Origin of the sequence: Paenibacillus lentus, assembly GCF_003931855.1 — a bacterium.
Lineage (GTDB): Bacteria > Bacillota > Bacilli > Paenibacillales > Paenibacillaceae > Fontibacillus > Fontibacillus lentus.
Window position 1 is genome coordinate 5,042,877 of sequence record NZ_CP034248.1, and the last position, 21,106, is coordinate 5,063,982.

Genomic DNA, 21,106 nt, shown 5'->3' on the forward strand with positions numbered 1-21,106 from the left:
GATGAATACACGTCAACAAGAGATTTTGCGGATACTGCTAGGTGAGCCTAACCGCTCCTTTGTCGTGCGCGAACTGGCTGCAAATCTGAACTGTTCGGAGAAGACGATCCGGAACGATTTCGAAGTGATTGATGCCTATTTGGCCGAGCATGGGGAGGCGAAGCTGCTGCGCAAGCCGGGAATCGGGGTAAACCTGGACATCGAGGAGCATGAGCGGGCCAAGTTGTTCGATCAACTATTCCGCTCGACCACGGATACCGGGTATGAACGAGATGATAACCGAATCGCCGCCATTGCTTACGAGCTGCTTATGAATACCAAGCCGACAACACTTCAGGAATTGGCAGACAAGTATTATGTCAATCGAGCTATCATTAAAAGGGATCTGGACTCTCTGAATCCATGGCTTCAAAAACGACGACTCGAGATTATTTCTAAGCAAAGAGTGGGTATAATAATCGAAGGCGCTGAGAAAGACAAACGTGCCGCATTGTCCAAGGTATCCCAATTAATCGGAACCTCGACCAATGATTTCATTAAAAAAAGGTTCGAAACCTATGAGGTAGACCTCGTCACGCGCGAACTGAAACGGCTGGAGGAGAAAGAATTCTTTCATTTTACAGATGAAGCCTTCGAGAATCTGCTAATTCATACGCTACTGATGGTTCGCAGGACGAAACTGTGTCAACCGATCCATTTTTCGGAGCAGGAACAAGCCTTTATCCAGAAAAAAAGGGAGTACCAATGGACGCTGGCCTTCATCCGGCAGTTGGAGCATTACTTCTCGGTTAGCTTTCCTCAGAGCGAGCTTGCTTATTTTACAGCGCATCTCCTCGGAGCAAAGATCCGTTCCCGCACCCGGCTGGACAGTACAAATCTGGCGGAGCAGCCACTGAAAATTACCGCTGAGGTGACGGAGATCGTGCAATCCCTCATGCGAAAAATGTCCAGCCTCACATTCATCGATTTCGAGCAGGACCTTACGCTGAAGGAAGGACTGAGCATTCATTTGAACTCAACGATCCATCGTTTAAGCTATGGATTGAGCGTAACGAATCCGCTGCTGCAGGATATAAAGAAGATGTATCCCTATATATTCAGCATGGTCATTTATGCGACTAAAGAATTAAGTCATTACTTTCATTTCACCGTTCCGGAGGATGAGGTCGCATATCTTACTCTGCATTTTCAAGCGGCGATTGAGCGCCTAAACAAACAGTCGAGGCTCATCAAAAACATCGTTACCGTATGCCATATGGGAGTAGGCATCTCACAAATCCTGCGTACAAAGCTGGAACGGAAATTCAGCGGAATCCAGGTCATGGATACTGTTAGAAGAGCAGATTTGAATACATACCTGGAGCAGCAACCGGTGGATTTTATCGTGTCCACAGTTCCGCTGAACGAGTTGAACACCATAAACGTCCCATATATTGTGGTATCTCCATTACTAGAGCCTGCCGATATTAAAAAAATTACAGATTTCCTTGAGCAGCTGGAAGAACATCCGCTGGAAGCTGCAGCCTCTTTTTTGCAAATATACACGAAGCCCGCGCTTATTTTCTCACAAGTCGAGGTTTCTCACCGCTTTGAGATTATTGAGCGATTGGCTAACAGCTTATTTGCCGAAGGCTATGTCGAACAGGATTACGCCCATCAAGCATTACTGCGGGAGAGAGTCTCCTCGACGACGATTGGCGGAGGTATTGCGATCCCTCACGGCGATCCTAAGCTGGTGAAGCAATCGCAAATCGCCATTGCTACTTTGAAGGAGCCGCTGGAATGGGAGCAGGATAAGGTCTCGATCGTATTTATGCTGGCGCTTCGGAATAATGAGCAGGAAAGTACGAAAAAACTATTCCATCGCCTTTCTCTTCTAAGTGAGCAGCCGTCTCTTATTGAGCAGTTGATTCGGACTAAAAGGCCTGAGGACATCTACTTGCTCTTATAAACATAAATTTCCGCAAGCTACGGTAAAAAATTGAGCTTTTCCTCTGTTTTTATTAGGTTAATATTTGGATGTAAACGTTTTAAAAAAAACACAGGGGGTTCGCCATATGAAATTTCTAGCCATTACCTCATGTCCTAACGGCATTGCACATACTTACATGGCTGCTGAAAATTTGCAGAAAGCAGCAGACAAACTAGGCGTCAGCATGAAAGTGGAAACCCAGGGCTCCATCGGAGTAGAAAATGAATTTTCGGCAGAGGACATTGCACAAGCGGACGGTATCATCATTGCCGCAGACAAACACGTGGACAAAAGCCGCTTCGTCGGTAAAAAACTGTTAGTCACCGGAGTGCAAGACGGCATTCGGAATCCAGAAGGCTTGATTGAGAAGCTGATCAACGGGGAAGTGCCTTTGTATCAAGCGCAACCGGGACAACAGACTTCCGACAGCAGTGAGAAGCAGCCTGCCGCTAAGCAAAATCAGTTCTATCGCCACTTAATGAGCGGAGTATCCTACATGGTTCCGTTTATCGTTGTAGGCGGTCTTCTGATCGCAATCGCTCTATCCATCGGGGGTGAACCGACCCCTGGCGGGCTGCAAATTCCGGAGGGCTCATTCTGGAAAATCGTCGAAAGTCTCGGCGGCGCATCTTTTACATTTATGGTTCCCATCTTAGCGGGCTTTATTGCCTTTAGTATTGCAGACCGGCCGGGTCTTGCTCCCGGTATGATCGGCGGCTTGATCGCCGCAAACGGCAGCTTCTACGGCAGTGAAGCCGGAGCTGGATTTATCGGTGGAATTATTGCTGGTTTCCTGGCAGGTTATGTAGCACTGTGGATCAAGAAATGGAAGGTTCCCAAAGCGCTTGCTCCTATTATGCCGATTATCATTATTCCGGTACTAGCATCGCTAATCGTGGGCCTAGCCTTTATCCTCCTGCTTGGCGGGCCGATAGCAAAGTTTTTTGAAATATTAACGACCTGGCTTGCAAGCATGCAAGGGACCAGCTCCATCCTGCTTGCTTTGATTCTGGGAGCGATGATTTCCTTTGATATGGGCGGACCAGTGAATAAAGTTGCTTTCTTGTTTGGCTCAGCCATGATTGGCGAAGGAAACTATGAAATCATGGGATCAATCGCTGTAGCTATTTGTATTCCGCCGATCGGCCTGGGACTCGCCACCTTCCTCTTTAAGAAGAAGTTTCATGACACCGAACGGGAATCAGGTAAAGCATCCTTTACGATGGGGTTATTCGGAATTACGGAAGGTGCGATTCCTTTTGCATCACAGGATCCGCTGCGCGTCATTCCTAGCATCATGATCGGCTCCATGACCGGCTCGGTCATTGCCATGCTGGGTCATGTCGGCGACCGGGTAGCTCATGGCGGGCCCATCGTTGCCGTGCTAGGTGCAGTAGACAATGTTGTTATGTTCTTTATCGCTGTTATTATCGGCTCGTTCGTAACAGCGCTTATGATCAAGCTCCTCAAAAAGGACGTCACTCAGACTCAACCGATGATCGCAGACGGCACTGTTTCAGCAGGTAGCAGCACAGGTGGTTCTGTTGCAAGTAGAGCAGTAGCTGATCCTAAAGTGACCTCATCGGCCGATGCTGTAAATCAACACAAACCGGTGAGAAAATTAACGGATATAATTAGCCTTGATCTAATTGAGACTGAACTCAAAGCAAATTCACGTGACGATGTTATCGATGAGCTGATCGGAAAGCTTGAAGCGGATGGCGCAATCAGCTCGGCCTCCGAGTTCAAACAGGCGATCCTTCACCGCGAGCAGGAAAGCTCGACTGGAATTGGCATGAACATCGCCATTCCTCATGGAAAATCAACAGCCGTCATCAAGCCCCGCGTTGTCTTTGGAATGAAACAGGACGGCGTCGATTGGAACAGCGTAGACGGTACAGCGGCTAGACTAATTTTCATGATTGCAATCCCTGCGGAGAACCCAGGAAATGAGCATCTCAAAATACTGCAAATGCTCTCCCGCAAACTGATGGATGATGATTTCCGGGATCAGCTATTGAAGGTGCAAACGAAACAGGAGGCCTACGCGCTTCTGGATCAAATTCACTAAAGTTAAAAGCAAACAGCCCCCGAGCAGGAACACCGATTCTGCTCGGGGGCTGTTTTATACGTTTTTATTCTGTCGTTGTACTGCCACTCCCCGTGCCAGGTACCGCTTCCTCTGCCTCAGAAGGGAGGATATCCCCATTCTCTGCGGCTGTCGTGGTAATATTGACGGTCCACGTCACACGATCCCATTTCACAGTAGCTCCTAACGACTCGCTAATGAAGCGGATCGGTACCATCGTATGTGAGTCGACCAGCTGACCGGGAACATCCAGGTTAATCACCTGACCATTCTTCTTTGCCGAAGTTACGTTCTCTGATTGACGAAATCTCTGCAACTTTTCATTGTCAACTAAACCAACGTCCAGGGACAAAATCACCACACCCTCCAATTCGTCAATTACAAAAATTCACACACTGATCGATATTTTGGCACCCCTCGAGAAACACATACAAAAGGAGACCATAAAAATACCCCTTGCCAAAAGCTGGCAGGGGGTATTTATCGAAGCTCCCCATACGGAGCGCTTCATATATTTATTTATAGTAGGAAGTTGTCAAAGGAATCATATATCCCGCATCCTTATCCTTCCTAATATTAATTGTAATGGTCTTCACGCCAGTAATGTCGACTTCGATCGTTTGCATTCCGCTTTCTGGTGTAATCCCTTCCACCTTTTTCAGCAGAGCTTTGTTATCGAGGTCTTTAATTTCTATGTGCTCCACGTCCTTATCGATTGCCGCGAATTGCAAATACAGCTTCGTGTACTTTCCATTCGGAGTTAAGGCCGTGTAGTTTATATTCCTCCCAGGGGCACTGTAAAGCACCTCTTTATAATCCTGCCCATTAAGCGTGGTGTGGCTCGGATCCTTGGAATACAACGTATTATTAAAATTCTCCCGACCGATCGGAACACCTTCCAATTGTTCTCCCAAAAGTACCTCATTGGCCTGGGCATCATATTTCACGGCTACGCCCAGTACATCCGCTACAGCCCTTACAGGGAGATATGTAGTACCATTATACGTAATCGGTAGCACGGATTTACCGTTCGCATCCTTAAGCTGAGCGATATTTCCGTCGACTCTAACTTTAAGGCCCCCATTTAGAAATGCCTTAATTTCTTGAAGCTGAGAGCTAGCTGCAGCCCCCAAGCTCATTCCGCCGAATAGCAGCACAGCTCCTCCGAGGATAAGAGCTAATTTCTTCTTTTTCATCAGATTCTCCTTCCACCTTTTAGGTAAATTTTAAGTTATTATAGCATTAAAGTACTTTCAAGGAATATAGTACATTGGAACTGCATGCCAACTCTTGCAAGTCTCAGGACTCAGCCTTTGCGAATAAGTTCTTAGTCCGCCAGCGTCCGAATCGGTAATAGGCATAGGAGATTACACTACTAATCATGAAGCTTAACCCGATACCTACCGCTATTCCCTTCTCGCCAAGCAGACCGGCAAACACGTAAGTCAGCGGATAACGTAAAATCCAAAAGGAGATGATATTGAGAACAAGCACCTGCAGCATCGCCCCTGAAGCTCGCACTACACCGTTAAAAATAAAATTCAAGCCTAAGAAGGGATAGAAAAAAGCAATCATTTGCACATAAGAGGCTCCAAAGACTACAGCTCCTGGCTCAGAGATAAACATTACAATTCCCGGCTTAGCCATAATGAAAATGACCGACGAAATGAATAGCATAATCGCTAAATTAAGTACAATCGCATACCCAGCAATTTTTCGCACGCGCTCCCATTGCTGTACGGCAATATTTTGTCCCGCCATACTTGTTACAGCCACACCAAGCGCTTGAGCCGGCAGCATGATCAGGCTATCCAAACGCTGTGCAGCTCCAAAGCCAGCCACCGTATCCTTCCCGAACGATGCGACAACGCTCATGATCGCTGCTGAACCCGCAGAAATGGCCATCATTTGCAGGCCGGAAGGAATACCTTGCGTTAATATAAGCGATACTTCCGCTTTCTTGGGCCACCTAGGCATCGAGAACGGAATGAACTTGCGGCGCAGACTAAGTACAAGTCCGTAGAAAAAAGCTGCCCCTTGGGCAATCACTGTAGCGTAAGCCGCACCTCGAATCCCCCATTGAAATACATAAATAAACAAGGGATCAAGCACCGCATTCAAGACAACTGCAATCATGACAAACCGCAGCGGCGTTTGGCTATTCCCCAGTGCCCGGTACACCGTGCCAATAAAGTTATAGCCAAATAAGAATAGAATACCTAGAAAGTTAATTTGCAAATAAGTCACAGCCAGGGGAATCATCTCACTTGGCGTTCCCAGCAGGAGCAGAATTTTTTCTGTAAATACAAATCCAAACACACCTAGCACAATAGCGATCAAGCCTAAGATAACAGAAAATGCATTCACATAACTTTTTAATCCCGACTCGTCTTGTTTGCCTTTGATCTGCGATAAAATGGTGAGTGCCGCATTATTGATCCCGATGATAAAGGACAGGATCGTAAATAATACTGTGCTGGATATTGCCACAGCTCCTAGCGCGTTGGTTCCCAACAGATTACCGACCCACAAACTGTCGATGAATTGATATGATACCTGAAGTAAATTCGTAAGCAGCAGCGGTGCGGAAAACGTGACAAGCTGCCTCCAAATATTCCCCTTCGTAAAATCATGCTGCTTCATATCACAATCTCCTCTCCCCATCCCTATCATAACAGACAAATAGAAGGAGATTTCTCCCCTTCCAGTCTAGAATTAATGATTTAATTAGAACCCGTACCAGTTGTCTCCCGCAACAAACCTATCATTCAGCTGATCGCTACAAAGATGTCATCGCCTTTATTCGAGAAGATGGAATTCATGTATCTAATTTTACTCAAAACAAATACTTCTGGAAATTAGATGGATTCTATGTATCTCAAATCTAGTATCAACCCCTAATCGAACAGTTCCCTTCTTCTAACAACATGAAATCCATTTAAATCTACTTTCCCTTCTCTGCCGCAAGAACGAACTACTATAAATCCATCTAATTCAAACAAAAGCTTGGTCGATGGATACCTGCCGGCTCTGCTCTTGCCACTTCTCTTGTCACTGTTCTTGGCTCTGCCATCGCCACTGCACTATATATTCATTTAGTTCAAAATAAAGCAACAACTACACTATGAAATCGCAAAAAAATGGGGCCTCGGGTACTACCCCAAAGCTCCCATTATATCAATTTATGTGCGTACCATTTCTCTCCTTTGAACCTCCAGGCGAAAACCAGCCCGCGGATGCCCCATTCGGCTACCATCGCAACCCATACGCCCATAATGCCGAAGCCAAGTGTAATGCCTAAAATATACCCCAGAATGACGCGGAACAGCCACATCGACAACAGGGAGGAGAGTGATGTAAAATTGGAATCCCCTGCAGCACGCAAAGCCGCCGGCAGAACGAAGCTGAGCGACCATAAGAATGGCTGCGCAATAGCAATAAGCAAGATCAATCCAAAAATCGTAGGTATAATTTCCGGCGGCGGCGAGAACATTCGCACCATCAATGGAAACAACGGGAGCAGTATAAGTGATGCAATCACAAACAGCACCGTCGAAAGCCCCAGGAACGATTTAATGAACTTCCGCGCATCCTGAATGTTTCTCTGGCCAATGCACTGGCCGACCACGGTAACAATTGCGATGCTAAGCGCGCCTCCTCCAATTTGAAAGACAAGCGATATCGACCCGCTGATGGCATTCGCCGTCATGGCCAGCGTCCCCAATTGTACGATAAACGTCTGCGTCAAAAGCTTGCCGCCGTTGAAGAACATCTGCTCCGCAGCAAATGGAAGGCCGATAAACATGATTTTCTTCTGAATCGAGAAGTCCAGCTTCAGCGTATTTTTCAATTGAACGCGCAAGGTCTGGTTATATTTCAACAAGTAAATCAGCGAACTGACCATGCCCAGAATCCGGGCAAGAAGCAATGAAATAATGAGGCCGATCACACCTAAGTCCATTACCGTAATCAATAATATGTTTAGGCATAGGAAGGTGATATTCATGATCAAAGACAGATTCAAGCTGGCTTTCGTCTCTGCCACACCTCTTAGCACCCCGTTAACTGCTTGGAATATTGCAATGAACGGATAGGAAATACAACTGCCGATCAAATACAGTCTGGCATTCTGGAAGACTTCGGCTTCCGCCTTGCCGAATAGCAGATTCAAGGTCGGCGTATGAAAAGCAATAATCAAAATACTTATCAGCACAGAAATCACTGCCACAGCGGACAACGCCTGCGTAGCCGCTTTGGATACCATTTGCTGATTGCCGCTGCCCTTGTATTGCGCGACGATGACCGTACCACCGGTAGCTATGGCCACAAATACATTAATCAAAAATATGTTGAGCGAATCTACCATACTGACTGCACTAACGGCTGCAACCCCGGAAGAACTAATCATCGCCGTATTTAATAGACTCATTAATACGATAAAGCCCTGGTCTACAAAAATAGGAATAATAATCGCGATGATTTGCTTATAATCCATCGAGGTTCCGGTAAAATAACGATTTAACAGGGAAACACTGCCCTGTCGTATTCTCGGCCCTATACTATTCACCTGAGTCATCACTTCTTTGGCTGATTATTGAACTGGCTGATATATCTATAGCATTTCTGAATGATCGCATGGCTGAATTGTGTGTTTATTGCACTATAATTTCAATTTTCTACTACTTCATATCATTATACCACTCTTCCACGAGAAGGGGTTGAACGATCATCAACACTGCCGCAAATCCCATCGCTTCTGCCTTTCTCTTCACAAGCAATGCATTAGCTTTTCTGCTTCATCCCAGGGTACTGTATAGCCTTGTCCTTTGGCGCAAAATATCGAGGAGGAAGTGTATTCCGGGTCAGCATCCTTATTGTAGCCGATTCGTGCAATGACCTCTTGCTCGTTATGACATCGATCATAGCCGGCGAATGTGAGGCTCAGCGTACCTCTTCCTTGCGTAAAGGAGGCTAATTCGCTGCCGTAATCCATAAAGGTGGCAACCGGTACTTTTCCTGTCAAAATCGCTTTGTCCCCTTCCGTACAAGGAGCATCATAAGTTCCGTGAGCTTGCTGAACATCAGAAATAACTCGGCCGAGCTGATCAAGCTCAACTTTGATTTTGAATTGATAGTAAGGCTCCAACAGCACATTCTTTGCCTTTTCCAATCCTTGCCTCAACGCGCGATAAGTCGCTTCTCTGAAGTCACCGCCGGACGTGTGCTTATTATGCGCCCTTCCCGTCAATAAAGTTACGACGACATCTGTTAGCGGCGAGCCCGTTAACAAGCCATGATGATCCCGTTCATACAGATGATGGCGAACGAGGTTCTGATTCCCGAAGGACAAGTCATCGGCATGGCAGACATTATCAAATTGAACTCCGCTGTTCCGCTCGCCCGGCCGTAGGCGAAGATGCACCTCGGCATAATGCTTCAATGGTTCAAAATGGCCATAACCGACCGTCTCCGCCTCGATCGTTTCCTTATATAGAATTTCCGGATTCTCGAACGATACAGTTAAGTTAAACCGCTCCTTCATAAGGAGTTCCAATACCTCAAGCTGAATTCTTCCCATGACGTGAATATGGATTTCCTGTAGGCTCTCTTCCCAAAGCACATTTAAGGAAGGATCCTCAGCATTCAATATTTTGAAGTATTGCAAAGCCTCTTTCTTATTCACGGACGGCTCCAGCATCACCTTCGACTTCAAGGTCGGCACCATCTCGTAGACGGCTTTTTCTTTTAAATTACCTAATCCATCACCGACCGCAGCCATAGATAGACCTGTAACGGCAAATAGCTCACCGGCCTCAATCCGTTCGACAGCTTTAAACTCCCGGCCATTGTACATGCGAATTTGGGTAATTTTCTCGCTCATCGGGTTCTCCGTATCACCATACTGGAGGGTATCTCTCACCTTTAGCGTTCCGCTCAAAGCTTTAATGAATGTGATTCTCGTCCCCTGCTCATCATGGCGAATCCGGTAGACCCGGCCGGCAAATGGCCCCTCACTGGAATAATCAGTTACCGTCAACATGTCCAGCTTCCGCAAAAAGCTTTCGATCCCGGTCCCTTGCAACGCCGAGCCGCACGCATAAGGATACACGGCATTATCCCGCAGCAAGCGCCGCATCGCAGCAAGCCAAAAATCCCTGTCATATCCTGCATCCATGTACCGCTCCAGGAGAGCTTCATCCCGCTCAGCCAGAAACTCTGCCAATTCCTCGCCCATAAAGCCGTCCTCGTTCAAGTTATCCGTTATGTCGCATACATCCACGGCAAATGTACTACGAATCTCCTGCACTACCTGCTGAACGTTCGCCCCTACCCGATCAATTTTGTTGATAAAAAAGAAGCAGGGGATGCCATGCTTGCGCAGAAGCTCCCATACAAGCTCCGTCTGCCCTTCGATCCCCTCAACGGCGCTAATAATAACCACCGCATAATCCATCGCCTGTATCCCCCGCTCCATCTCAGGAGAAAAGTCGGCATGACCCGGCGTATCGATGAGATAATAACGGGAATCGCCATAGCTGAACATCCCTTGATCTGTAAACACCGTGATTCCCCGCTGCCGTTCGATCTCATGGCTGTCCAAAAAGGCATCCTTATGATCGACCCTGCCCCGCTGTTTAATGCTGTTCGTATAGTAAAGCAGTTGCTCCGAAAACGTCGTTTTCCCGGCGTCAACATGCGCTAGTATTCCAATCGTCTTGTTCATTGTAGATCCTCTCTTCAAGCATTCGATACTCTAATCATTTTATGATATTCGAATTCCTTGCTCTCTCATAGGCTCTAAAAGGCTTTCTTCATAGCTTCAAGCTCTTCTTCAAAGCTTGGTGCTTTATCTAGCAAGGCATCAATGACCACTAATTTAAAATTAAAATCCGCGAATAACCCTGTTTCGTCTACATATCTTCTCATCGCTTTCTCCCTCCCAACACCTTGCCATAAATCTTCTTAATAGTAGAATATCACATCTTGTTTTTGTTACTCGTCTATGCTATGTTTACTGGAAAAATTTCCTCGGGGAGGCGTCCTATGAACATGAACAAAACGAATCCACTCTTGCTAGACATCCCTGATTATTTCGAGAGCGAGCGATTGATAATCCGGGCTCCCAAACAGGGAGACGGCGACGCGTTAAACGAAGCTGTTAAAGAGAGCTTCGATCAATTACGCCCCTGGATGCCCTGGGCACAGGAAATACCTGCGCTCGTAGATTCAGAAAGCGTCGTCCGGCGCGCCCACCTGAAATTTATGGAACGGACGGATCTCATGCTGCTGCTTATCCTCAAAAAATCCGGCCAGCTCGTCGGCTGCAGCGGCCTTCACCGCATCGACTGGGAAGCTCGCAAATTCGAAATCGGATACTGGGTTCGCACTTCCTTCAGCAAGCAGGGCTTGATCACTGAGGCCGCAGATGCAATTACAGACTACGCTATCCATGAGCTGCAAGCCAATCGCATCGAAATCCGGTGCGATGAACGCAACACGCAAAGCGCCAAAGTGGCGCAGCGTCTGGGCTTTACATTGGAAGGCATTCTGCGGAATGACGCCAGCGGCACGGATGGCACTTTAAGGAGCACGAAGGTTTTCTCTAAAGTCCGCGGTATAGAGTTTTAAATTTCTTCGTCAGAGGTGCAGGCAAACGCATTGTTGACTAGAGTAAAGGGCTGAGTTTTATTTCAGCCCCTCCTCATCAAACCGTACGTGAGGTTTTCCCTCATACGGCTTTCCGATGTTCTTCTTTCATGCGCATGCAGATTACAGTAGCGTTTTTAATCCACTTTGTTTTGTTTGAAACTTCACTTCATGGAATGAGCTCATCCATCTTCGTTTTTGCCTTTTCTTGGCGTACCAACGTGTAAAGCGTTGCAAAATGTACCCATCCAGTTTGGCGAGTTTCCGTTGACTGTAGTTGGTGTAGTAGTAATTCCTCCATCCTACGATCTTCGGATTTAGCCGTGCAATATGGTCTGTAAAGGACAGTGAACGCATTCTTGGCGGTGCAAGTCTTTCTTTTACTACCTCACGAATGCGTTCTTCCCTTTCTTCGTCAGCCACTGTTGTGTCGTATAATACACCTTATTCGTTGACGTTTCCGCCTTCGTTTTACGATGGTGCATGCCTAAAAATTCAAAACCTTCTTTCCCTGGACTTTCACCAACTAGATGATGCGTGCCTCTGGGCACACCTTAAACAAAAGGAGGGGCATCAGCCCCTCCTTCAAATCCTACCACGAACATCGCTCTGCATTTCTGCTGCTAATCTTTATATGGGTCAAATTCATCCGCTCCCGCCATACATACGCCAATCGGCTTGAGCACATGCAGCACCTCGAGCGTCTCGCTGTGCGCATCTAAAACCTCCTGCAGCTTGCGGTAAACGAACGGACTCTCATCTGTACCAGCGCCCCGCAGCTCCACGCCAAACTCCCGAACGGCATCCATCATCTGTTTCGGCGTAATCTGACCGCCACTGCGAGTGCGCGTCTTCCAGTTCATTTTGCCTGCTGCCTGAGTCCGACTCATAATGCGGCCTGCGCCATGCACTGTACTGTAATAGGCATCCCGATTCTCCTCCGTATCCTTCCCCCGGACAATGACAGAAATGTCGCCCATGCTCCCGCCGATAAAGCCAAGCTGATCCGGTGCAGACGGCGTTGCCCCTTTGCGAACGACAACGACTTCCTTCCCCTCATGTGTTTCCTTCCAGGCATAGTTATGATGGTTATGCACCTCGAAATCCGCTTCCGCTCCGAGAATGGACAATACCTCCTGCATGACATAGTCCCGTCCTGCGTAGGCGTAGCGCCCAGCGAGCCTCATTGCCCGATAATACATATCGCCGACCTCGCTGTTCAAGTCCAGCAATAAAGGCGGCTGATCCATCGATTCGCCCGGCGCCTTATCCGCAAAGCGTCTGCCCGCCGCAAGGTTCATAAATCCGCTAGCTGTCTTATGGCCAAAGCCGCGGCTCCCGAAGTGATTGCCGACCCACAGCCGTCCCGTTGCCGGCTCCTCGAACAAATCGACATAATGGTTACCACTGCCTACGGTGCCGAGCTGACTGCGGGCTAATGCCTTCAACTTGTCATGCTCCTGCTGACCGAAGGCCTGATATACTGCCCAATCTGGATCATCGAACAATTCGTGATCCACTCTTTCATTGTTAATCCGCCCTACCCCAAACGATATTTTTCTCGCGATATCATCCATGATCTTCCCGAGTCCCAACCGAATATCCTTTGCATACAGGTTCGTGCGCACCGCCTTATTTCCGCAGGCGATATCATACCCTACGCCGGAAGGTGATATTTGCCCGTCATACACAACGACGCCGCCAATCGGCTGGCTATAACCTTTATGATGATCCGCCATCAACAGGGACTGAACGACATTGCCTGTCCTTGCACACATTTTCGCTTGAGCTACCGCCCCTTCATCCGGCCTCCCCCAGACACGCACACCATCGATATTTTGATAAGCCATACTGCTCTCTCCTCTATTCCATAATTCCACGATCTCTTTCTATTCTTTGATGATTTCGTGATTGATAACTCTATGTTGCCATATCTCCGTAATGCTATGCTATGTGATGCTTCCTGCTGCCCTTATCCCCAAGCTTCCTTTAACAGCGACCGGAATAGCTCGTCGAGCTGACGATCCTGTCCGTCAGTAGAGGTAGGCATCCTCTTAGCGGCTTGCTTATAATACTGAATTTTCTCATCCAAATAGGTGTTGATCGGACCGATTCTCGGCTCAAAGTCCATTTCATCACCAGCTTTTTTTCGTACTAGCAGACTGTCGATGGCTGCCTTCACCTCGCTCTCTGCCGGCAATAGCTGATCCGTAAGCGTTGTGAACTCGATCGGCGGCATCGTACCATACTTCTCGATCCACTCGCAGGCCAATACTGGCCGAAGCACATAGAAATACTTCTTGATCTTCACCTGTTCTCGCTGCAAATACTCACGATAATTACCCTCGGCCATGTGCAAATAGTGATACATGCAAGCTTTAGGCGAGAAGGTTAGCGATGAGAATCCGCGGATTTGCTCTGCCGCCGAATAATCCTCCATGTAAACGATGGGCGATTGCAGCCACTCCAGCAAAGGTGGATTGGATTTGCGGAACAGGTTTAATGCTTTCTTCAAATCCCAACCGTTAATGTCAAGCAAATTGTTGATCGGGCGCTCAATGACATCTCTTTTTTCAAAAATTGATAAATACCATTCTATCGGTCTGACATATATGAATCTTACATCATAATCGCTGTCCTTTGAAGGAAAGCCCCACGCCCGGCTCCCTGACTCGCAGGCATAAATAATCTTCACCTGCTCCTCTTGCTCGATTTGCCGCAACTGCGCCAAGATTTGCTGTCGCTGTACAGTCATGCGTCGCACTCCTCTCTCCACAATTCACTTCTTCTCTTCATCCAAAATAAAATCTATTATTTCCTCCACTGTTTGCCGCTGCTGCTCTTCCCGCGTGATCGTCGCCAGCCCGTCCCCCTTCTGCTCCCCGTAGTTGCCGAAGTAGGCGTGGTTTCCTCCCTCGATCACATGCTGATTTGGGGTGTTATCCAGCTTGGCCGAATCCATGATCATATCTTCGCTGCCATAAATGGCGAGCGTGGGAAGCTCGGTTGCACCGACGGAATAAGCGCCAAGGAGAATCATCCCTTCTAACTTGTCCACATGTTTGCTGGCATAGCTGCTCGCCATTGCGCCGCCGAGGGAATGTCCGCCGATATACCAGTGCTTCACCTCGGAAAGCGGAAGCTGCTCAAATACTCTATCTGCAGCATTCATATCGAAAACAGCCAAGTTGAAAGGCATTTTTAACAAAACACAGGTAATGCCTTGCTGCGACAGCTGTTTTAACAGCGGGGCATAAGCCGCCGCCTCCACCTTGCCGCCGGGGTAGAAGATCAGTGCGCTATCGCTGGACTGCCCCTGCTCGGGATAGAACACCCACATTTTTTCCAGGCTGTCGACACTGTTCTCTTGGCTGGCAATGGCTTGCACCGCGGCCTCATCCGCCCGGTAGTAGTCCAGTGTATACATGTAAAATGCGCCTATGACAAGGAGTAACAATGCGGGGACACTGATGGCTGCAATTTTGAGGATTTTTCTCTTTTTCAGTTTCATCGATGATCTCCTTCATTATTTACTTACGCAGTTCCGGCCCTTCTTCTTGGCGCGGTAAAGTGCCGTATCCGCAGATTTCATCACGGCATCCGGCTTTTTGTGCTTCTCGCTTTTTTGAGCCAAACCGATGCTAACCGTTATGTGTATTTGCTTTCCAGTTCTATTTCGAGTTTTACGCCGAGATTTGCTTCGGCCCTTTCCTTTGCGATTGCGCAGCGTGAAGGGTCTTTTAGAGATTTGCTCCCTCAGCTGCTCCAAATGCGGCAAAGCATCTTGGACGCTTTTCCCCGGAAAGAGGATGGTGAACTCCTCACCGCCATAGCGGTAGGATTTCCCTCCGCCCGTCACATCCTTGATGACCGAGGCCACCAGCTTCAGCGCCTCGTCACCTGTGTCATGCCCATAGGTATCATTAAACTTCTTAAAGTGATCAATATCCAGCATAGCGATGACATAGTTCATACCCAGCTTCATCATATCCTGCTTCAAAGCCCGCCGCGACGGCAAACCCGTAAGCTCATCCGTAAAGGCCATCGAATACGAATCCTGAATAATCGAAGTCATTAGAACAATGCCGGATACGGCAAAAAACACAGAATACTGCATAGAATCAGCATTCTTATGCAGCACATAGAGCAGAGCACACAGCACGGCAATAAATGAAATATCCTGAGAGCTCTTATATTTAACCTGCCTAATGATCAGTAGAATTAAAGCAATCAGGAAAAGTCCGACAGACACTTGGATTACCGAAGTCAATGGAACCAGGCTGACTGGCAGCACATCTTTTTTTAGGAGAGAGAGAAGCTCCCTTTGCTCAGGCCGCAGCAGCCACATGGATATCAAGACTTGAGAGAGGATAATCCCTATTCGCAGCAATCCCCATACACTTAATACCCCTCGTTCCTTAAATAGAGAGAACAAACCGATATTTAGCGGAATCAGCACAGATATGATCGTATAAATGTCGGCAGTTGTCGTCGGAATGGATGCCCTTGTCTTTAATAGGTCCGGCAAATATTCCATGGACGCCAAGCTGAGAGCGAGTAGAATTAAAATAAAGAATTCCCTGCTCCGATTAAATTTCCAAGAGATGATGGCCCCTATCGCGAAAGTGACATAGGGAAGAATCCGAATTATTTCGAGCTGCGCCTCTGCCATCGTATTCGTTTCCTGATACAAAAAATAGGCTGCAGCAATTAGAACAAATGGAAGTACAAGTTTAACAATGGCTCTAACAGTAGTCTTCAAGTCCATAATTCCCTTCATGATGTTTTGCATTTGCTTCTTCTTCATTATCGGCAAAAGTAATGTCCCAACTTAACAGGGATTCATCGAAATCAGGAATTCTTGTTATGCAAAGCTTGGGCTAGTGAAGTTTTCAATCTATGGAGGAAATTTGGCTGGGACATCTATTCCAACGGAGAAAAAGCAAAGGCGATACACGCTATTGTGCAGGAGGTTGAATATTATGACGGTTCGAAATGGGAGAACGAGTAAACGAGTACTACGACTACTGGGTTGAAGAATATAAAGAAAAGCCACTAAAGTAAATCTTTAAAAAAAGAAGCCGCTAGTTAACGGCTTCTTTTTTAACTTCACGCCAGCCCCTTGTTCTGTTGGCGCAGCTTATCAGCCTTTACTTTGCGGCTTCTCTCTTTCATAAAATGGCTCAAGCCCTTAAAGAAACGGCCGTTGGCCATCATTAAAAGACCATCTACCATAGCCATGTTTACCACGCCGCCCGTCATTCTGGCAATTCCCCTAAACGGTGTATGGTAGACAGACATCATAATCAGATTCGCGGTGCTCCGCTTGCCGATTTTTCTCAAGAACCAATAGGCGAACACAATCAAGTGGTAGGCCAGCCTGGCCACGGCTCCCTTCGCATACTGGCATTGCTCGATCGTATCGTTATAACCAAGCGGCTTGGATCTATCCCAGGTAGCAACTGGCACCTTATGTCCGATCAAATTCTCAAATTCATCAACGCCGACGTCGTTAACCCGGCCCAAGTAATAGGAGGGAAGCTTCTCCTTCTCGTAGGGAAGGGGGGCCCCCGTTCCCATCACTTGAAGGTAACCGGTCAATCGGATATCCGCGCTGGAGGCTCCGATCATAATCGTATATTGCGCTTCTTCAACTTCCCACTGATTGGTCTTGACGTTGAAATAACGAAAAGTCTTGTCATCAAAAGGAATCGTCACCATCTTCGATTCGCCAGCATTGATAAATACCTTGACAAAGCCTTTCAGTTCTTTCCGCGGTCTGAATATATCGCTAGACTTGCAGCCAACGTACAGCTGTGCGACTTCCATGCCCGCCCGATCGCCCGAGTTGGTTAATTTGAAGGTTACCCCCATTTGACCAACCTTAATATCCGAATAATCAAAGGTAGTATAGCTAAGCCCGTACCCAAATGGAAACAGCACATCAATATCCGCCGTATCATAATAACGATACCCAATAAAGATGCTCTCCCGGTATTCGACCGTCAATTCGTTACCGGGAAAATGGCGATACGAGGGAGTATCCTCATAACGGAGCGGGTACGTCTCGGCCAGCTTTCCCGAAGGGTTTACATCGCCGGACAATACACGAAGGATAGCTCTTGCTCCAGCCTGGCCACCCAGATAGCCGTGCAGCAGCCCCCTCACTTTGCCGATCCAAGGCATCTCCACTGCAGAGCCGCAGGAGAGGATGGCGATAATATTCGGATTTACCTTATGCAAAGCATGGAGCAAATCAATCTGGTTCTCCGGAATCTGCATACTTCGGCGATCAAGTCCGTCAGCCTCAGTAACTTCATCCAGCCCGAGGTACAGCAGCACGACGTCGGCCTTCTCGGCAAGCGCGCATGCTTTGGCAATTTTTCGCAGATTCTTCCTGCCATAACGCTCAAAGCCAGACTCGAAGCCAATGCTGACAATCCCCGATTCCTCAAAGCAATCCAGGGTATGATCCAGAATCGTTGGATTAACGATCGATGACCCTGCCCCTTGATAGCGCGCATCCTTGGCAAAGTCACCGATGACAGCCACCTTTTTGCCGAATTTGAGCGGCAGGATGCCGCCCTCATTCTTGAGCAATACGATAGACTCCTCCGCCACCTTCTGCGACACCCGATGATGCTGCTCTACATTAAAATCCAACCGGGGCCGCTTATAGACCGACTCCGTTGTAATAATTAGATCAAGAAGCCGATCCACGCATTTGTCCAGGACTTCCTCTGGAACTTCTCCGGTGCGAACGGCTTCTACGATTTCTTGATCGGTTTCCCCGGACGTCGTCGGCATCTCCAGCTCATTGCCGGCCAATAGTCCAGCCACACGGTCGTTGCTTCCGCCCCAATCCGTGACGACGACGCCCTGATACCCCCATTCCTTGCGCAAAATATCCTGCATTAAATGTATGTTCTCATTCGCATATGTACCGTTGATTTTATTGTAGGATGACATGATCGATTTCGTCCGGCCTTCCTTGACTGCAATTTCGAAGGCGGTCAAATAAATTTCCCTAAGCGCCCTTTCGTCGACAATGGTGTCTATCGACATCCGTCTCTCTTCTTGATTGTTTACGGCAAAATGTTTGACGCAGGCGGAAATTCCCTGCGACTGAATGCCTTTAATATAACTGGCGGCCATTTTGCCGGCTAGATAGGGATCCTCGCTAAAGTACTCGAAGTTTCTTCCGCACAAAGGATTTCGCTTCATATTGACGCCAGGACCAAGCAGAACATTAACCTTCTGGGAAATTGCCTCTTCCCCCAGATACTCTCCTACTTTTTCCCCCAGCTCAACATTCCAGCTATTGGCTACCGTCGCTGCCGTAGGATAGCAGGTTGCGGGAACCCCGGCATTAAGGCCAAGCTTGTCTGCCGCGACGGCCTGTTTTCGGATACCATGCGGTCCATCAGCAAGGAATATACTTTGAATGCCCAGCCGCTCAATGTCCTGAGTCTGCCAGAAGTCTTTGCCTGACATTAATGAAGCCTTCTCTTCCAACGTCATTTGCGCAATTAGTTCTTTATATTTCATCATTTAGACCTCTTATATTTATTAGACGGTATGTTCAAAGATGGCACCGATATCTTAAAATATTCTACTATATTATATAAGTACATTCTACAGCACACCAAATGCTATAAGAAATTGCGATATAAAGAAGCGGCAGACTCCTATACTCATATTTTCGTCTATTTTAAAAAGCAGGACGCCTATTTTAGGCTCCTGCTTTTATATTAATTAAATCCGACTAATCTTTGGGTAATCTTGTAGGCTCCCACCGAAATCAGTCGGCCGACTCTTCCCGGCAAATGAATTAATCTGCCCATGAATCCGTATTTGAGCTCTCGATACAGCTTATTATCCGTGTCTTTAATAAACTTCCACAGCTCTTTCTTCTTCTTCAGATTCTCAGCCGTCCCCGAGCGAATTAAAAGAATCGCCGACACTACAGTGACAATCTCAAGATGACCGAGCATATAACGGCGAAGATTAGGATGGGGGATGCTGTCCATCCCCACCTGCTCAATCATTAGTTTGTTGACTTTTAGCTGCTGATCAATCCTCTTGATCATAATGCTTTCCTGAACCGATTGATCTTCCCGGCCAATAAAATACCTGTAAAAATCAACATTAACATAGATCATCTTCTTCACATGCACCAGCGGCACATAGACAAATAAATTATCAACATAAAAAGTATGCTTCGGCAGCTCCAGTCCGCAGTCCTTCAGCAACTGCGTCCGATATATCAAGGAGTGCATCAACAGGTACTGACCTTTACGAAACGGCTTGACCTCGTCCCAGGAAAATATTTTTCCTTCCGGCAGTACATGATTATACTTCATGATTTTTCTGTAGCTGACTTCTTCCTTTTCATAGACAAAATTGCTAATGACCATGTCCACAGCTTTGTCTTCACTTCGCAAATCCCGCAAGGTATGCACTATTTTCAAGTAGGCGCGAACATCTACCCAATCATCGCTGTCCACAACCTTCAAATACAGTCCCGTTGCGTTGCGAATCCCGGCATTGACAGCCTCTCCGTGTCCACCGTTGTCTTGATGGATGGCTTTGACGATAGTTGGATACCGCCTTGCATACTCGTCGGCAATGTTTGCCGTGCGATCAGACGAGCCGTCATTGACGATTAGCAGTTCCACATCATCTCCCCCAGGCAAGAGAGATTCGATACAATACCTCATATAATCTTGTGAATTGTAACAGGGGATCACTACAGTTAATAATTTCATGCTAACACTACCCTATGATTTTTGTTTGAAAATAATTTTAAAGATCGGAAAGAACACCCAAAAGGAAATCGCGCTGTTGATGATCATTGTGATGACATCTGCCGTTGTTTCCCCGACGGAACCCATGCCCCAGGTATTCATGAACAGATTATAAATGGGGGCTTTATAGAAGCCCTGGGCTGCGGCTGCTCCAATCGTGATGACGATGTAAGCTACAACATACCAGAAGGCCGCCTGCCAAATGTTGCTGTTCGATTTAAACGTAATGCTTCGTTGAGCGAAGAAGTTAATAATCTGTGCGATAGCGAGAGTAATTTGCACCGCAAGGAAATAGGCCAGCCCTCCCCCGCCACCGGATGATAGTGCGCCCGCCGCATAGTCAAATACATAATAAGGGCTCCCATCAAAGTTGTGTCCGAACTGTAAAATTTGAAAACTAGTATTGACTAGAGCTGTCTTTGCAAACAAACTCTTAAAAGCTGGCATTAACACAAGCTGCAGCACTGTGATTCCATTACTCAATATAAAGAATACTAGAAATTGCGCAATATTAGGATGTTTTTCCTTATATCTATTCCAGATGCCCAACAGGCCAGCCACATTTTTATTAGAACTCATTTTCCCACTCCT

Annotated in this window: 17 protein-coding genes; 3 read left to right on the plus strand and 14 right to left on the minus strand. The window is 47.2% G+C overall.

Translation table 11 applies throughout. The annotated features are described in order from the left end of the window. The first annotated feature begins 1 nt into the window (after position 1). On the plus strand, positions 2-1,951 hold the full coding sequence (locus EIM92_RS22710; RefSeq protein ID WP_125084796.1) for a BglG family transcription antiterminator: 1,950 nt from the start codon (positions 2-4) through the stop codon (positions 1,949-1,951). A 106-nt stretch (positions 1,952-2,057) separates the two neighbouring features. Beyond that, positions 2,058-4,043, plus strand: coding sequence for a PTS fructose transporter subunit IIABC (locus tag EIM92_RS22715; protein WP_125084797.1), 1,986 nt, complete (start codon positions 2,058-2,060; stop codon positions 4,041-4,043). Positions 4,044-4,107: 64 nt separating this feature from the next. Here EIM92_RS22715 and EIM92_RS22720 read toward each other — a convergent pair whose 3' ends face one another. From EIM92_RS22720 to EIM92_RS24555, 6 genes are all read right to left on the minus strand, one after another. Next, the gene (locus tag EIM92_RS22720; protein ID WP_246021133.1) at positions 4,108-4,422 is read right to left on the minus strand and encodes a copper amine oxidase N-terminal domain-containing protein; all 315 of its coding nucleotides are present in this window, start codon (positions 4,420-4,422) and stop codon (positions 4,108-4,110) included. Between the two features lie 154 nt (positions 4,423-4,576). Continuing rightward, positions 4,577-5,257: a stalk domain-containing protein gene (locus EIM92_RS22725; RefSeq protein WP_125084798.1), complete on the minus strand. Its 681-nt coding sequence runs from the start codon at positions 5,255-5,257 to the stop codon at positions 4,577-4,579. Between the two features lie 103 nt (positions 5,258-5,360). Further along, the gene (locus tag EIM92_RS22730; protein WP_125084799.1) at positions 5,361-6,704 is read right to left on the minus strand and encodes an MATE family efflux transporter; all 1,344 of its coding nucleotides are present in this window, start codon (positions 6,702-6,704) and stop codon (positions 5,361-5,363) included. A 529-nt stretch (positions 6,705-7,233) separates the two neighbouring features. After that, positions 7,234-8,637 (minus strand): MATE family efflux transporter, encoded by a 1,404-nt coding sequence (locus EIM92_RS22735; RefSeq protein WP_125084800.1) that lies wholly within the window; start codon positions 8,635-8,637, stop codon positions 7,234-7,236. A gap of 192 nt (positions 8,638-8,829) precedes the next feature. Then, positions 8,830-10,785: an elongation factor G gene (locus tag EIM92_RS22740; protein WP_125084801.1), complete on the minus strand. Its 1,956-nt coding sequence runs from the start codon at positions 10,783-10,785 to the stop codon at positions 8,830-8,832. Positions 10,786-10,859: 74 nt separating this feature from the next. Next, positions 10,860-10,988 carry a hypothetical protein gene (locus EIM92_RS24555; RefSeq protein ID WP_281279645.1) on the minus strand — a complete coding sequence of 43 codons (129 nt, stop codon included), beginning with the start codon at positions 10,986-10,988 and terminating at the stop codon, positions 10,860-10,862. A 117-nt stretch (positions 10,989-11,105) separates the two neighbouring features. Here EIM92_RS24555 and EIM92_RS22745 point away from each other — a divergent pair, with 117 nt between their 5' ends. Next, the gene (locus tag EIM92_RS22745; RefSeq protein WP_125084802.1) at positions 11,106-11,690 is read left to right on the plus strand and encodes a GNAT family N-acetyltransferase; all 585 of its coding nucleotides are present in this window, start codon (positions 11,106-11,108) and stop codon (positions 11,688-11,690) included. Positions 11,691-11,831: 141 nt separating this feature from the next. Here EIM92_RS22745 and EIM92_RS24430 read toward each other — a convergent pair whose 3' ends face one another. From EIM92_RS24430 to EIM92_RS22785, 8 genes are all read right to left on the minus strand, one after another. Beyond that, positions 11,832-12,065, minus strand: a complete 234-nt coding sequence (locus EIM92_RS24430) for a group II intron maturase-specific domain-containing protein (RefSeq protein WP_246021469.1) — start codon at positions 12,063-12,065, stop codon at positions 11,832-11,834. Between the two features lie 266 nt (positions 12,066-12,331). Further along, positions 12,332-13,558 (minus strand): RtcB family protein, encoded by a 1,227-nt coding sequence (locus EIM92_RS22755; RefSeq protein WP_125084803.1) that lies wholly within the window; start codon positions 13,556-13,558, stop codon positions 12,332-12,334. A 122-nt stretch (positions 13,559-13,680) separates the two neighbouring features. Next, positions 13,681-14,463: a nucleotidyltransferase domain-containing protein gene (locus EIM92_RS22760; protein ID WP_125084804.1), complete on the minus strand. Its 783-nt coding sequence runs from the start codon at positions 14,461-14,463 to the stop codon at positions 13,681-13,683. Positions 14,464-14,487: 24 nt separating this feature from the next. After that, positions 14,488-15,219 carry an alpha/beta hydrolase gene (locus tag EIM92_RS22765; RefSeq protein WP_125084805.1) on the minus strand — a complete coding sequence of 244 codons (732 nt, stop codon included), beginning with the start codon at positions 15,217-15,219 and terminating at the stop codon, positions 14,488-14,490. Positions 15,220-15,234: 15 nt separating this feature from the next. Further along, entirely contained in the window at positions 15,235-16,500 is a 1,266-nt protein-coding gene (locus tag EIM92_RS22770; protein WP_164515194.1) for a GGDEF domain-containing protein, read from the minus strand. A gap of 317 nt (positions 16,501-16,817) precedes the next feature. Next, a complete protein-coding gene (locus EIM92_RS22775) occupies positions 16,818-19,256 on the minus strand; it encodes a beta-glucosidase family protein (protein ID WP_125085326.1) in 2,439 nt (812 codons plus the stop codon). A gap of 203 nt (positions 19,257-19,459) precedes the next feature. Then, positions 19,460-20,476: a glycosyltransferase family 2 protein gene (locus EIM92_RS22780; RefSeq protein ID WP_125084807.1), complete on the minus strand. Its 1,017-nt coding sequence runs from the start codon at positions 20,474-20,476 to the stop codon at positions 19,460-19,462. Positions 20,477-20,488: 12 nt separating this feature from the next. Continuing rightward, positions 20,489-21,094: a hypothetical protein gene (locus tag EIM92_RS22785; RefSeq protein WP_125084808.1), complete on the minus strand. Its 606-nt coding sequence runs from the start codon at positions 21,092-21,094 to the stop codon at positions 20,489-20,491. Positions 21,095-21,106: the final 12 nt, after the last annotated feature.